Genomic DNA, 14,145 nt, shown 5'->3' with positions numbered 1-14,145 from the left:
TGAGATTTCAGTTCCAGACGATTTCATCGTGATCTCAACGTCCTGGGCCTGGTTCCTGAGAGGCTGATTCCGCGAATGCCGCGCGACTCGATCTCAGGCACAGCCCTTGCAAAGCCCGTTCCGTTCGACCGCGATCGGAGGCGCCAGGCCGTGAGCCGCTTCGAGATTCCTGCCAATCCGTCTCCGCTGAGCGTCGATTTCGCCCGCACGGCGCTGGTGATCATCGACATGCAGCGCGACTTCCTCGAGCCCGGCGGCTTCGGCGCGGCGCTCGGCAACGACGTCTCGCGGCTGGTGGCTGCCGTCGAGCCCTGCCGTGCCATCCTGACTGGCGCGCGCGCGGCCGGCATGCTGGTGATCCACACCCGCGAGGGGCACCGTCCGGACCTGTCGGACGCGCCGCCGGCCAAGGTCGAGCGCGGCCCCGCCGACAAGCGCATCGGTGCGTGCGGGCCGATGGGTCGCATCCTGATCCGGGGCGAGGCCGGGCACGACATCATTCCGGCGCTCGCGCCCCTGCCCGACGAGCCGGTGATCGACAAACCCGGCAAGGGCGCCTTCTACCAGACCGATCTCGACCTGATGCTGCGCAACCGCGGCATCGAGACGCTGATGGTGACGGGCGTGACGACCGAGGTCTGCGTCCACACCACGGTGCGGGAGGCCAACGACCGGGGCTATCGCTGCCTCGTGCTCGGCGACGCCTGCGCCTCCTATTTCGCCGAGTTCCACGAGGTGGGCTTACGCATGATCGCGGCCCAGGGCGGGATCTTCGGCTGGGTCTCGACGACGGAAGAGGTGCTGGCGGCGCTCGCGGCAAACCAGCGCGCAGCCTGAACGCAGCAGAGGAGGGGGATATGGCGACGACGACGACCTCACCGAAACTCTGGACGCCGGGCGACTGGAACGCCCTGTTCGGTTTCGGCACGAACATCCTGGTCAACCTGCTGGTGCTGACCGGGCTGCTGCAATTCGTGCTGAAGATGCCGCCCGCCATCGTCTTCGGGCGCATCCTGCCGGCGCTCGGGCTGATGATGCTGCTCTCGACCGGCTACTATGCCTGGCTGGCCTGGAAGCTCGCCAAGGCGACCGGACGCGACGATGTCTGCGCCCTGCCGTCGGGCATCAGCGTGCCGCACATGTTCGTCGTCACCTTCGTCATCATGCTGCCGATCGCTGGCATGACCGGCGATCCGATCAAGGGCTGGGAGGCCGGCCTCGTCTGGGTGTTCTTCCAGAGTTTCATCCTGATGCTCGGCGGCTTCATCGCGCCGTACATCCGCAAGATCACGCCGCGCGCCGCCCTGCTCGGCACGCTGGCGGGCGTCTCGATCGCCTTCATCTCGATGCGGCCGGCGCTGGAAATCTTCCTGACCCCGGCGATCGGCTTGACCTGCCTCGCGATCATCCTGGTGAGCTGGTTCGGCGGGATCCGCTATCCCAAGGGCATCCCGGCCGGGCTGGTGGCGATCGGCTTCGGCATGGTCATCGCATGGGGTTCGACGCTGCTCGGGCTCGATGTCGGCGGGATGTCGCTGGCCAAGCTCGGCGCGGCCTTCTCGACCTTCGGCTTCTCGCTGCCTGTGCCGGCGGTCGACCACGTCTTCTCGGGCTTTTCCTATCTCGGCATCATCCTGGTCACGGCTATCCCGTTCGGCATCTACGACCTCGTCGAGGCGATGGACAATGTCGAGAGCGCCGAGGCCGCCGGAGACCATTATCCGACGACGCGGGTGCTTACCGCCGACGGCGTCGTGTCGCTGATCGGCTGCCTGATGGGCAACCCCTTCATCAACGCAGTCTATATCGGTCATCCCGGCTGGAAGGCGATGGGCGGGCGCATCGGCTATTCGGCGGCGACTGGCCTGATCGTGGTCGTGCTCTGCTGGTTCGGCATCATCGCGCTGCTGCTGGCGCTGATCCCGATCGTCGCGATTTCGCCGATCCTGCTCTATATCGGTATGCTGATCGGGGCGCAGGCCTTCCAGACCACGCCGACCAGCCATGCTCCGGCGATCGTGCTGGCGATCACGCCGCATCTCGCTGCCTGGGCCAAGGTTCTGATCGACGGTGCGCTCGGGGCGGCCGGCACCAATGCCGCGGCAGTCGGCATCGACAAGATGGCCAATATGGGCGTGCTCTATCACGGGCTCGAACTGATGGGGGGCGGAGCGATCCTGTCGGGGCTCGTGCTCGGCGCCATCGCCGTCTTCGTCATCGAAAAGCAGTTCATGCAAGCGGCGGCATTCGCCGCGGCCGGTGCCGTACTAACCTATTTCGGGCTGATGCATGGCGAGGCGATCGGCATCGGCAAGGGGCTCGGCGTGACGCCGTCGATCAGCCTCGCCTACGCGATGGTCGCCGGCTTCCTCTATTATTGCGCAACGTCTCTGGCGGCAGAGACCACCATCAAGACGATGACGACCGAGCCGCATGCCAAGCTGGAGCCGGCCGAATGAGCAAGATAAACCCGGTGGGCGACTTCGACGCCGTCCGCCATCTCGACGCGATGGCGCCGAGCCTTGGCCTGACGATCACCGACGAGCAGCGGCCGATGGTCCTCCAGTTCCTCGCCATCGCGCACAGTATGTCGAAGGTCGTTCTCGCCGCGCCGCTCGATCCGGCCTCGCTCGAACTCGCACCGGCCTTCCGGCCGGGCGCCGTGGAGCAGGCCTCGTGAGCATCGACGTCTTTGCGCCGGCCCACAAGATCGCGGCGCAGGTCAGGGATGGCGAGGTCACGGCGGAGACTGTGGCCGAGATCTTCCTTGCCCGCATCGCGCGCGTCAATTCGGTGGTCAATGCCTTCACCGACGTTACGGCGCAGCGCGCGCTGGAGCAGGCGCGCGGCATCGACACGGCGCGCGCGGCGGGCAAGATGCTCGGGCCTCTCGCGGGCGTGCCCTTCGCGGCTAAGAACCTGTTCGACATCGCGGGCCTGCCGACCAAGGCGGGCTCGAAGATCAATCGCGAGCGGGCTCCGGCCGCGCGCGATGCGGTCCTGATCGAGCGTCTAACGGCGGCCGGGGCGGTGCTGCTCGGCGGGCTGAACATGGGCGAATACGCCTATGACTTCACCGGCGAGAATGCCCATGACGGCCCCTGCCGCAACCCGCATGATTCCGCGCGAATGGCGGGCGGCTCGTCCTCCGGCTCCGGCTCCGCGACGGCGGCCGGGCTGGCGCCGCTGTCGCTCGGCTCCGACACCAACGGCTCGATCCGGGTGCCGAGTTCGCTCTGCGGCATCTTCGGGCTGAAGCCAACCTATGGCCGGCTGCCACGCACGCGCAGCTTCCCGTTCTGCGATTCGCTCGACCATCTCGGCCCCTTCGCGCGCGACGTCACCGATCTGGCGATGGCCTATGATCTGATGCAGGGAGGCGATGCCCATGACCCTGCCTGTACGCAAAGGCCTGCGGAGCCGGTGCTGCCCTCGCTATCGCAAGGGACGGACGGGCTGAGGATCGCCGTGGCGGGCGGCTATTTTTCGACCGATGGCATGCCTGAGGCGCAAGCGGCCGTGGCGGCGGTCGCGCAAGGTCTCGGCGCGACGCGGACGCTCGATCTCGAAGGCGCCGGCATCGCCCGCGCTGCCGCCTTCCTGATCACCAACAGCGAGAGCGCGGCCTTCCATCTCGAGCGGCTGCGCCAGCGGGCCGACGATTTCGACCCCGAGACGCGCGACCGTTTCCTCGCCGGGGCGATGCTGCCGGCTGCGTGGTATGTCCAGGCGCAGCGGGCGCGGCGCTGGTTCCATGACGAGATGATGCGGGTGTTCGAGGGCGTCGACCTGATCATCGCGCCGGCGACGCCGTGCCCTGCGCCGTTCGTCGGCCAGAAGACGCTGGAGCTGCGCGGCGAGACCGTGCCGCTGCGGCCCAATCTCGGCTTGTTCACCCAGCCCATCTCCTGCATCGGCCTGCCCGTTGCGGCGGTGCCGGTGTTCGGAACGGGTTTGCCGATTGGCGTGCAGATCATCGCTGCACCCTGGCGCGAGGATTTGTGCCTGCGCGCGGCGTTCGCGCTCCAGCAGGCCGGTGTGTGCGAGGCGAGGGCGCCGGTGCTCGGCTAGCTCGTCATTCTCGGGCCGCGCTTGCTCGGACCCGAGAATCTCCAGCAGAAAGGGGCGCCACTCATCGTGAGAGATGCTCGGGTCAAGCCCGAGCATGACGTGCGCCTTCCGCCTACGCCCCCCCGATCAATATCCCCGCCGCCAGCACCAGCCCGCCGCCCAGCACGATCTGGAAGGCGGCGCGCAGGAACGGCGTCTCCATGTAGCGGTTCTGAATCCAGACGATGGCCCAGAGTTCGACGAAGACGACGATCAGCGCCACCGTCGTGGCGGTCCAAAAATGCGGGATGAGATAGGGCAAAGCGTGGCCGAGCCCGCCGAGCGCCGTCATCACGCCCGAGGCCAGGCCGCGCTTCCAGGGTGCGCCGCGGCCAGACAGCTTGCCGTCGTCATGGGCGGCCTCGGTGAAGCCCATCGAGATGCCGGCGCCGACCGAGGCCGAGAGGCCGATCAGGAAGGTCGTGCGCGGGTCCTGTGTCGCGAAGGCGGTGGCGAAGATCGGCGCCAGCGTCGAGACCGAGCCGTCCATCAAGCCGGCAAGGCCCGGCTGGACCCAGGTCAGGACGAACTGACGCTTGGCGGCGAGATCCTCGTCGTCGCGCGTCTGGCCATCGAGGTGCTCGGCGGTCAGGGACTGCGCCTTCGCCTCGTGCCCGGCTTCGGCGGCCGCGAGCGCGCCAAGGAGCTCGCGCGTATCGACATCGGTCGAGCGGCCGGCGGCGGCGACGTAGAAATCGCGCGCCTGCCGTTCCATGTCCTCAGCCTCTGCGCGGATCTGATCGAGACCGAGATTTTCGACCAGCCAGACCGGCTTGCGGGCGTAGAAATCGGCGACGTGCTCGCGCCGGATCGGCAGGACGACATCGCCGAAGCGTTGCCGGTGGAGCGCCAGCAGGCGCTGGCGGTGGCCATCCTCCTCCTGCGCCATGCCGTCGAAGATCGCGGCCGAAGCGGGATAGGCGGCGCGCAGTTTCTGCGCATAGATCGCATAGATCCGACCGTCTTCCTCCTCGGACGAGATCGCGAGGGCAAGGATCTCCTTCTCGGAAAGCGTGTCGAAGCGGCGCTTGCCGCCGAAGCCGGGAAGGGAGAAGCGGGAGAGCATGGTCGAGCCTCGCATTTAGAATTCTTCTAAACTAAGCCGGCGGTTGCGTCTTCGCAATGGCGTCGCCCATCGGGGCGCCATGCAATCGCGGCGCTCGAAACGAAAATGCCCGGCTCGAGGCCGGGCATGATGAGTGAAAACCGAATGCGGGCGTGTCAGACGGTCAGCTTGCCGGCCTTGGCGGCGGCGTAGCGCTCGTTGACCTTGGCCCAGTTGACCACGTTCCACCAGCCCTTGAGGTAGTCGGCGCGGCGGTTCTGGTACTTCAGGTAATAGGCGTGCTCCCAGACGTCGTTGCCCATCAGGACCATGTGCTTGTCCATCAGCGGGCTGTCCTGGTTGGGCTTGCTGAGCAAGGCGAGCTTGCCGGCCTTGTCGACGGTGACGAAGACCCAGCCCGAGCCAAAGACGCGCAGGCCGGCAGCCTCGAAATCCGTCTTGAACTTGTCGAAGCCGCCGAGATCCTTGGTGATCGCGGCCGCGACGTCGCCGGTCGGGGCGCCGCCGGCGCCGGGGCCCATGATCTCCCAGAACATACTGTGGTTGGCGTGGCCACCGCCGGCATTGCGAACCGCGACGCGCACGGCTTCGGGCAGGGCCGTGATATCGCCGAGGAGTTCGTTGATCGGCTTGGTCGCCAGCACACCATGGTCCTTGGCGGCGTTGTTGAGACCGGTGACGAAGGCGGCGTGATGGCGGCTGTAATGGATGTCCATCGTGGTCGCATCGATATGCGGTTCCAGCGCCGCAGCCTCATAGGCCCGCTTGGGCAGGGAGAATGGGCCGCTGGGGGCGGCAGGGGCCGTGGCCTGCGCCCAGACTTTCGGGGCGGCCGCGACGGCGATGGCGGCGGTGCCGATCCCGAGCAGCGAGCGGCGGGAGAGCGAATTCGTCGTGATCATGGTGATCCTCCAAGAGCGGTGTCGGCTTCGACCTTGCCCCAACGTTATGCGGGAGCGACGTCCGCGGATGCAATACTATACGGTTTCCGGAGCGCGGCGGTTCCCCACGACCGACGCGGTCTTGTCTCGTCATCGGCTCGGGGCGCCCGTATCAGCCAGATGATGTCAACCTGCGACGGCGAACAATACCCCTGAAAGTTGCATTAACAGTCAATTTACCGCGTTTCGCTAAGCTCAGGCTGGATCATCGAGGCCCGAAAAGGACCTGCCGACCATGCATGCGCTCGCGCTGAAGGCCCCTGAGCCGGCCAATGAGGACATGCCGACCGAGGCTGCGGCCGAACGCGCCGTGCGCGACATCGCCGAACGTTTCGGCAAGCTCGGGGTGGAAATCACCGACATCTCCGGCCGCATCGGCGATGTGACCCGGCAGCTCGAGGGGCAGACCGACGGACTTCACCGTGTCGTGACGGCCGTCGATCAGGTCTCGCGCGCCAATCGGGCGATCCAGCAGGCCGCGGAGGGCGCGCAGACGACGGCCTCCGTCGTCCGCGGCGGTCTCGAGCGCGTCACCGGAGCCGTCAAGCTCGGCCTGAATGCGGCCCAGGCCGATATCGAGGCGTTGTCGCAGGGCGCCCAGTCGATGTCGCAGGCGCTGTCGCAGGCGGTCGCCGACGCCCATATGGTCAGAGCTTCGAGCGATGCCATCCAGGCGATCACCCGCGAGATCCAGCTCCTGTCGATCAATGCCGGTGTCGAGGCGGCGCGCAGCGGGGCGGCGGGGCGGGGCTTCGCCGTGATCGCCGCAGCGGTCAAGCATCTCGCCGAGCAGACTCGCGAGGCGACGGCGATGAGCGCCAAGCAGCTGGATTCCCTGGTCAAGTCGGTCGATCTGCTGGCGGCCAAGAGCGACGAGAACGTCTCGACGGCGCGGCGCGCCAGCGACGAGAGCCAGAATATCTCGCACCAGCTGGGCGAACTCGACAGTTTCGGCCGCTCGGTCGTCGGGCTGATTGGCGACATCGATGCCATCTCGAACCCGACGCGGGAGAACGCCATCGCCTTCGCCAAGGTCAGCGAGGATCTGCGGGCGCTCGTCGACGGTGTCGACCACTCGAGCGAGGATCTCGACAAGGCGGCCCAGCGCGCCGATGCGCTGGTCTCGATCAGCGAGGGCATCCTCGGCGCGATCGCCGCCTCGGGGGTCAGGACCGCGCAATCGGAGTTGATCGCCACGGCGATGGAAACAGCCGCCACCATCGGCGCATTGTTCGAACAGGCACTGGATCGCGGTGAAATCAGTCAGGCCGATCTCTTCGACGAGGCTTACCGGCCGATCGCAGGCAGCGATCCCGTGCAATACATGACGCGCTTCGTGGCCCTGTGCGACCGTGTGCTGCCGCCGATCCAGGAGGCGCTGTTGACGTCCAACCGCCGGATCGTGTTCTGCGCGGCAGTGGACCGCAACGGCTTCCTGCCGACGCATAATCGCAAATATTCCCAGCCACAGGGTCCCGACCCGGTCTGGAACAACGCCAATTGCCGCAACAGGCGGATCTTCGACGACAGGACCGGGCTCGCGACAGCCCGCAATCGCAAGCCGTTTCTGCTGCAGACCTATCGCCGCGACATGGGCGGTGGCCAGTATCTCGTGATGGAGGACCTCTCGGCGCCGATCATGGTCAGGGGCCGGCATTGGGGCGGCTTCCGCTTCGGCCTCAACGTCTAGGACAGGTCCCGTCCAGGGGGGCCGGGCGGACGATGACCCCGGCATCCTGTTGCTGTTGTCGAGTTGAGTTGTGTGAGTTGTCGAGCCCTACATCATGCATATAGCGCCCTCATTCCCCAATCTCTCGGTGCTGCTGATCGACCCCAGCCCGCACTACAGGCGTATCGTCCGCACGATGCTCTATCAGGCGCAGCTGCACCGAATCTTCGAGGCGTCGGATCTGGCCTCGGCGGCGACGATGTTCATCCAGAAGCAGCCCAACATCGTCATCCTTGACTGGGACATGCCCGACAACGGCAGCACGAAATGTCTCGCTGCGATCCGCTCGTTCAAGACCTCGCCCTTCGCCAAGGCGCCGGTTCTCGTCATGATGGAGCGGCCCGACCGGCGCTCGGTGGTGCAGGCCGCCAAGCTCGGGGCGCATGAGATCGTCACCAAGCCGATCTCGCCCAATAATCTCTGGTTGCACCTGTCGGGCGTCATCAACATCCCCCGCAAATACCGCGAGGCGAGCGGCAGCATTACGCTGGTTCCGCGCGCCATCAGCAACAGCATGTTCTGACCGGCCCCCGGCCGCATCCCACTGCTCTGCATAGGCTGGAAAGGGGAGCCTCGGCTCCCCCCGATATGCGTATCGCGAGTGCCGCTCGGCTTCTCGGACGCGATTGCCGCTTTCCACGGCGTACCCCCGCCACGGCTTTGCCCAAAACATTGACGCAACGTCGTTTGGTTAGGGAAATTTTTACCAGTTTGACGCGATGCTGATTGGCGCAATCCTGGGTCGTGTCTTCATGGTCATCACCGTCTCGCTCCCCGCCTTTCTCGGCCGCTCCGAAGCGGCAACCTTCCGTAACCAGCTCCTCGTGGCGCTGGAGCAGAAGGAGAGCATAGCCGTCGAATGTGCCGAGGCCGGGCCGCTGCCCAGCCTGTGGATCCAACTGCTGCACTCCGCTGCCGTCAGCGCCAAGGCGCGCGGTCTGTCGGTCTCGCTCAAGGCGGCATCTTTAGAGTGCCGCGATTCGCTGCTGGCGATCGGTTTCGATCCCGCACACAGCGCTCTCGTTCTGGAGTGATAAGAATGCGCATTCTGGCCATCGACGATACCAAAACACTGCTCAGCCTGCTGAGCCTGACCTTGCGCAATGCCGGCCACGAGGTCGCGGAGGCGGAGAACGGCGAGGACGGTCTGGCGAAATTCGACCAGTTCAAGCCCGATCTCGTGATCACCGACCTCAACATGCCGTTGATGGACGGGATCGAGTTCACCAGGGCCTGCCGGGCTCGACCGGCCGGGCAGAACACGCCGATCATCGTGCTCACGACAGAGAACGGTGCGGAAATCAAGGCGGAAGGCCGGCGTGCCGGCGCCAGCGCCTGGATGGTCAAGCCTTTCGAGCCCAATACCCTGCTCGGCCTCGTCGCCCGCTACCAGAACTGAGGCTTAGCGTCCATGGATCCGTTGGCCGAACTCAAACAGACCTTCTTCCAGGAGTGCGAAGAACTCCTGGGCGCGCTCGAACAGCGCCTCCAGGCGCTGGACGAAGGATCGACTGACCCCGAGGACGTCAACGCCGCCTTCCGGGCCATCCATTCGATCAAGGGCGGCGCGGGCGCCTTCGGCTGCACCGAGCTCGTCGCCTTCGCACATGTCTTCGAAGCCTCGCTCGACCATCTGAGGTCCGGCCGCGTCGCGGTCGAGGATGCGCCGTTCGCGCTCTTCCTGCGCTGTTCAGATGCCGTGGCCGATCTGGTGTCGGCCGCGCGCAACGATGAACCGGCCCGTCCGCGCCCTGATCTTCTCGAGGCTCTCGAACAGGTCGGCAAACCGGCTGGCGCCGCCGCGCCCGCGCCGGCCCCGGCAGCTCCTCCCGCGCCGGCTCCTGCTGCCGCCGCGCCCACCGTCGCGGAGAACGATGCTCCTCCCGGCATCGCCGCCCTGGGCAACCTGCTGGCGATGGTCGAGGCCAAGACCGGGATGGGCGCTCCGGCAGCCGACACGGGCTGGGACGACGAGCCAGCCGCCAAGACCGCTTCCAAAAGCCCTGCTGCGGACAAGCCCGGCCGCACGATCGTGCTCAAGATTTCGCCCGAGAACGACCTGTTCCGCCGCGTCATCGAACCGAGGGTCGTGTTCGCCTCGCTGCCGGCCGGTGACATCGTCTCGATCGCCTGCGATCTGAGCCATGTGCCCGCGCTGGAGGCGATCGACGTTTCCGACTGCTGGATGCGCTTCGTCGTGACGATGCGGACCGAATTGTCGATCGAAGAGATCTACAGCCGCTTCGACTTCACGCTGGCGGCCGAGGAATTCGAGATCGAGGTGCTCGCCGACCAGGCGGCCAATGACGACGCGCCCGTCGCGGCACCTGTCGCAGTGCCGGTGGCCGCCGCGTCTTCCACATCGGAAGTCTCGGGCTCCGTGGCAGCCGACCTTTCGGCGATCCTGGCCAAGCTCGGTCCGGCCCCGACGGCGACCTCCGCCCCGGATATCCAGCCAGCTTCGCCGATCGCGAGCGTGGCTCCGGCTCCCGCTGCCCCGGAGGCTACTGTCCCTGCGAGGGCAGCAGCCCGCGCGCCGGCCAATGACGCCGCCGCGGCGCGCCAGCGCCAGGCCGTCAGCGTCCGCGTCGATCTCGACCGCATCGACAAGCTGATGAACCTCGTCGGCGAGATCGTCATCACCCAGTCCATGCTGGTCGAATGCGTCCGCTCGCTGCCCTACGACGTCTATGCGAAGACGGCCGAGGGCATCCTGACCCTGTCGCGTCAGACGCGCGAGCTGCAGGACCATGTCATGGCGGTCCGTGCCCAGCCGGTGAAGGCTGTGTTCCAGCGCATGCCGCGTCTCGTGCGGGAACTGGCGCAGACGCTCGGCAAGGAGGTCCGCCTCGTCCTCGAAGGCGAGAACACCGAGGTCGACAAGACGATCATCGAGGAGCTGGCCGATCCGCTGACCCATATGATCCGCAACTCGATGGATCACGGGCTGGAGACGCCGGAGGACCGCATCGCCGCCGGCAAGAGCCCGGAAGGCATGATCAAACTTGTCGCCGAGCATCGTGCCGGGCGCATCGTCATCTCCGTCACCGATGACGGGCGCGGCATCGGCCGCGACAGGCTGCTCGCCAAGGCGAAGTCCCGCGGACTGGTCGGCGCCGACGAAAAGCTTGCTCCCGAGGAAATTGACCAGCTGATCTTCGCCGCGGGTCTTTCGACCGCAGAGGTCATCAGCGACGTGTCCGGACGCGGCGTCGGCATGGACGTCGTGCGCCGCAACGTCGAATCGCTCGGCGGCCGCATCAGCGTCGACTCCGAGCCGGGCAGGGGCTGCAAGTTCACGCTCGCCCTGCCGCTGACGCTCGCCGTCCTCGAAGGCATGGTCATCCGCTGCGGCGACGACCGTTACGTCATCCCGATCGCCAGCGTGATCGAGACGCAGCACCTCGCCTCGACGCCGATCGAGCACCTGACTTTCGGCCAGGAAGTGCTGCGCTGGCGTGGCGAGATCACGCCGCTCTATCGGCTCGGCGCTGTCATGGGTTCGTCGGGTACCCCCAACGAGAACATCATCATCATCGCCGAGACGGAACGCGGCGACAATGTCGGCATCGCCGTCGACGAGATCGTCGGGCAGCAGCAGGTCGTCGTGAAGAGCCTCGAAGGCAATTACGGCACGGTCAACGGCGCCTCTGCCGCGACGATCCTGGGCGACGGTCTCGTCGCGCTGATCCTCGACGTCGACTCCATGCTGCGCCTCGCCGCCTCCGGCGAGCGCATCCCCGCAACCGAACTGAAACTGGCTGGATAACCATGACCCTGCAACTCGGCGAAAAGCATTTCTCGTCGGCGCAGCCGGAATCTGCGGCGCGCCGGATCGTCACCTTCAAGGTGGGTGACCGGACTTTCGGCATCGATGTCGGCATGGTGCGCGAGATCAAGGGCTGGCAGGCGACGACGCCGCTGCCGCACGCCGCCCCGCATGTCCGCGGAGTCTTGAACCTGCGTGGCGTGATCCTGGCGGTTTACGATCTGCGCACCTCGATCGGGCTGGGCACCACGGACGCCACCGCGACCCATGTCATCGTCGTCGTCGACATCGAAGACAAGGTCGCCGGCCTGCTGGTCGACTCGGTCTCCGACATCGTCGATGTGCCGGTCAGTGCGGTGCGCCCGGCGCCCGATCTCGAGCGCGACGAACACGGCCTGATCGAGGGCCTCGTGCTGCTCGACACCGATATCGTGGCTCTGCTCGACCTTGCGGCCGTCATCCGCGATGGCGGCGCCGAGACCCCGATGGCACGGGTTGCTCGCGCAAGCTGAGCGTTTCGACACAATCAGGGCCCGAGGAGTCGCGTTGGGAAGAGCGCGGGCCAGAAAAAGAAACGAATACCATCAATGGGCAGCCTCTACGGTCCCTTCACGCGACTCTCGTTCAAGCTGCCGCTCATGCTTGCCGCGACGGCTCTTGCCGCCGGGGGGGCAGCAGGGACCGTTGCCTACCATGCCGCCCTTGGCCGGCTGGATGGGACCTCCCAGCTTGGCCTGGGCCTGGCCGGACTCGGTTGCGTGGGACTTGCAGCCTGGCTTTGCGCGCGTGGCATCCAGCGGCCGATCGCCGCGATGGGCCATGCGGCGGGACGCCTGGCATCCGGTGAGGACGCCGTTCTTCCCGGCCTTGGCCGCGGCGACGAGATCGGCGAGCTGGCGCGCGCGTTGAAGTCCATGAACGACACCAATGTCGAGGCGGCCCGCATCCGCGCGGCTCTAGACGGCTGCCGCACCAATGTCATGGTCTGCGATGGCGACGGCCGGGTCGTCTATGTCAACGCGTCGCTGCTCAGGTTCTTCGGCGAGGCGCAGGAAGATTTTCGCGCCGCTTTCCCGGGCGCCTCCGCCAAGGACATGCTTGGCCGGGTCATGGCGAGCGTCCAGGGCCAGGCTGGGCTGCAGTCGGGCCAGCAGCAGGCCATCCGCTTCCCGCTCGGGCGACGAACGGTGTCACTGTCGCTGTCGCCGGTGATGCATGCCGACGGGCGCTGTCTGGGCACGGCCGTGGAATGGCTTGAACTGACCGACGAACTGGCGGCCGCCGCCGAGGTTGCCGAGATGGTCGCAGCCGCCGTCGAAGGCGATTTCTCGCGGCGCGTACCACTGGCCGGCAAGCCTGACGCTCTACAGCGCATCGCTGGCGGCATGAACGAGATCAACGCGCTGGTCGAGAGCGCGGTCGGCGAATTCGCGACCGTGGTCGGCGGGCTTGCCGAGGGCGACCTGACACAGCGCATGACCGGCGCCTATCGCGGCCGCTTGGCCGAACTCAAATCCAGCCTGAACGCGGCGCTCGCGCATCTGGGCGAGACCGTCGCGACGATCCAGGGCACGGCCAGCAACGTCGCGCGCTCGGCGACCGAGATCAATTCCGGCGCCGGGGATCTCGCCCGGCGAACCGAGGAGACAGCGGCCAATCTCGAGGAAACGGCCGCGACGACCGAGCAGCTCGCAGCGTCTGTGAAGCAGAGCGCCAACCGCTCGCGCGAGGCGACCGAACTCGCCAACGAGGCGATGGGCGTCGCCCAGGACGGTCGGCAGGTCGTCGCGCAGGCGGTCGGTGCGATCGAGCGGATAGAAAGCTCTTCTGTGCGCATCTCGGAGATCGTTTCGGTCATCGACGACATCGCCTTCCAGACCAATCTGCTGGCGCTGAACGCGGCAGTGGAAGCGGCCCGCGCGGGCGATGCGGGCAGGGGCTTTGCGGTCGTGGCCTCCGAGGTGCGCGCGCTGGCGCAGCGTTCGAGCCAGGCCGCCAAGGACATCAAGGGGCTGATCGTCAGTTCCAACGAACAGGTCGGCGAGGGCGTGCGTTTCGTGCGCTCGACCGGCGATGCGCTCGAGCGGATCGTTACGGCAGCGGGAAAGGTCTCGGCCACGGTCGTCGAGATTTCGCAGGCTGCCGCCGAACAGGCGAACGGCATCGGGGACATGAGCCGCGCCGTCGCCCATATGGACGAGACGACACAGCAGAATTCCGCGCTGGCCGAGCAGAGCGCGACATCGGCAACCGAACTGATGACCGAGATCGGGACGCTGCGGAACCTCGTCGCGTTCTTCCGTGCCGACGCCGCCTCGCATGCCCATGCCGCACCGATGCAAGCATCGCCTCGCGCCTTGGCAGGGCCGGTGCGCCAGCTGCGTCAGGCGGCCTCGCCGGCGGTTCCGCTGCGGCCGGCTCAGGCCCTCAACGAGACGCGTCGGCCCGAGCCGGCGACAAAACCATGGCAGGAGCCCCGTCGGCGTGTCGCCGGCGGCGGTCGCGCCGATGACTGGGCGGAGTTCTAGTG

13 protein-coding genes are annotated in these 14,145 nt (G+C 66.9%); 11 read left to right on the top strand and 2 right to left on the bottom strand.

Going from position 1 to position 14,145, the window contains the following annotated elements:
* Positions 1–150 precede the first annotated feature (150 nt).
* Genes AE618_RS19670 through AE618_RS19655 form a run of 4 tightly spaced genes read left to right on the top strand, consistent with a single transcriptional unit; the run spans position 151 to position 4,071 of the window.
* Positions 151–837 (top strand): cysteine hydrolase family protein, encoded by a 687-nt coding sequence (locus AE618_RS19670; protein WP_054210891.1) that lies wholly within the window; start codon positions 151–153, stop codon positions 835–837.
* Between the two features lie 20 nt (positions 838–857).
* Entirely contained in the window at positions 858–2,459 is a 1,602-nt protein-coding gene (locus AE618_RS19665) for a regulator (protein WP_156330383.1), read from the top strand.
* Positions 2,456–2,680 (top strand): DUF4089 domain-containing protein, encoded by a 225-nt coding sequence (locus tag AE618_RS19660; protein ID WP_054210781.1) that lies wholly within the window; start codon positions 2,456–2,458, stop codon positions 2,678–2,680. Before AE618_RS19665 ends, AE618_RS19660 begins: the two co-directional genes overlap by 4 nt.
* Positions 2,677–4,071, top strand: a complete 1,395-nt coding sequence (locus AE618_RS19655; RefSeq protein WP_054210780.1) for an AtzE family amidohydrolase — start codon at positions 2,677–2,679, stop codon at positions 4,069–4,071. Before AE618_RS19660 ends, AE618_RS19655 begins: the two co-directional genes overlap by 4 nt.
* 112 nt (positions 4,072–4,183) lie before the next feature.
* Here AE618_RS19655 and mbfA read toward each other — a convergent pair whose 3' ends face one another.
* On the bottom strand, positions 4,184–5,176 hold the full coding sequence (gene mbfA / locus AE618_RS19650; protein ID WP_054210779.1) for an iron exporter MbfA: 993 nt from the start codon (positions 5,174–5,176) through the stop codon (positions 4,184–4,186).
* A gap of 155 nt (positions 5,177–5,331) precedes the next feature.
* Positions 5,332–6,078, bottom strand: coding sequence for a superoxide dismutase (locus tag AE618_RS19645; protein ID WP_054210778.1), 747 nt, complete (start codon positions 6,076–6,078; stop codon positions 5,332–5,334).
* A 274-nt stretch (positions 6,079–6,352) separates the two neighbouring features.
* Between AE618_RS19645 and AE618_RS19640 the strand changes: the two genes are divergently transcribed.
* The 7 genes from AE618_RS19640 to AE618_RS19610 all read left to right on the top strand — a co-directional run bounded on the left by AE618_RS19640 (position 6,353) and on the right by AE618_RS19610 (position 14,143).
* Positions 6,353–7,807, top strand: a complete 1,455-nt coding sequence (locus tag AE618_RS19640; protein WP_054210777.1) for a methyl-accepting chemotaxis protein — start codon at positions 6,353–6,355, stop codon at positions 7,805–7,807.
* Positions 7,808–7,901: 94 nt separating this feature from the next.
* Positions 7,902–8,369, top strand: coding sequence for a response regulator (locus AE618_RS19635; RefSeq protein WP_054210776.1), 468 nt, complete (start codon positions 7,902–7,904; stop codon positions 8,367–8,369).
* Between the two features lie 229 nt (positions 8,370–8,598).
* Positions 8,599–8,880: a hypothetical protein gene (locus tag AE618_RS19630; RefSeq protein ID WP_156330382.1), complete on the top strand. Its 282-nt coding sequence runs from the start codon at positions 8,599–8,601 to the stop codon at positions 8,878–8,880.
* 5 nt (positions 8,881–8,885) lie between these two features.
* The gene (locus AE618_RS19625) at positions 8,886–9,245 is read left to right on the top strand and encodes a response regulator (RefSeq protein ID WP_054210774.1); all 360 of its coding nucleotides are present in this window, start codon (positions 8,886–8,888) and stop codon (positions 9,243–9,245) included.
* Between the two features lie 21 nt (positions 9,246–9,266).
* A complete protein-coding gene (locus AE618_RS19620; RefSeq protein WP_197280835.1) occupies positions 9,267–11,615 on the top strand; it encodes a chemotaxis protein CheA in 2,349 nt (782 codons plus the stop codon).
* A gap of 2 nt (positions 11,616–11,617) precedes the next feature.
* Positions 11,618–12,127, top strand: a complete 510-nt coding sequence (locus AE618_RS19615) for a chemotaxis protein CheW (RefSeq protein WP_054210772.1) — start codon at positions 11,618–11,620, stop codon at positions 12,125–12,127.
* Positions 12,128–12,202: 75 nt separating this feature from the next.
* A complete protein-coding gene (locus AE618_RS19610) occupies positions 12,203–14,143 on the top strand; it encodes a methyl-accepting chemotaxis protein (RefSeq protein ID WP_054210771.1) in 1,941 nt (646 codons plus the stop codon).
* The last annotated feature ends 2 nt before the right edge of the window (positions 14,144–14,145 follow it).

The sequence above is a fragment of the Allobosea vaviloviae genome (assembly GCF_001298265.1).
Taxonomy (GTDB): Bacteria; Pseudomonadota; Alphaproteobacteria; order Rhizobiales; family Beijerinckiaceae; genus Allobosea; species Allobosea vaviloviae_B.
Note: the sequence above shows the minus strand (reverse complement) of the source record. Positions and strands in the feature narration are given on the sequence as shown.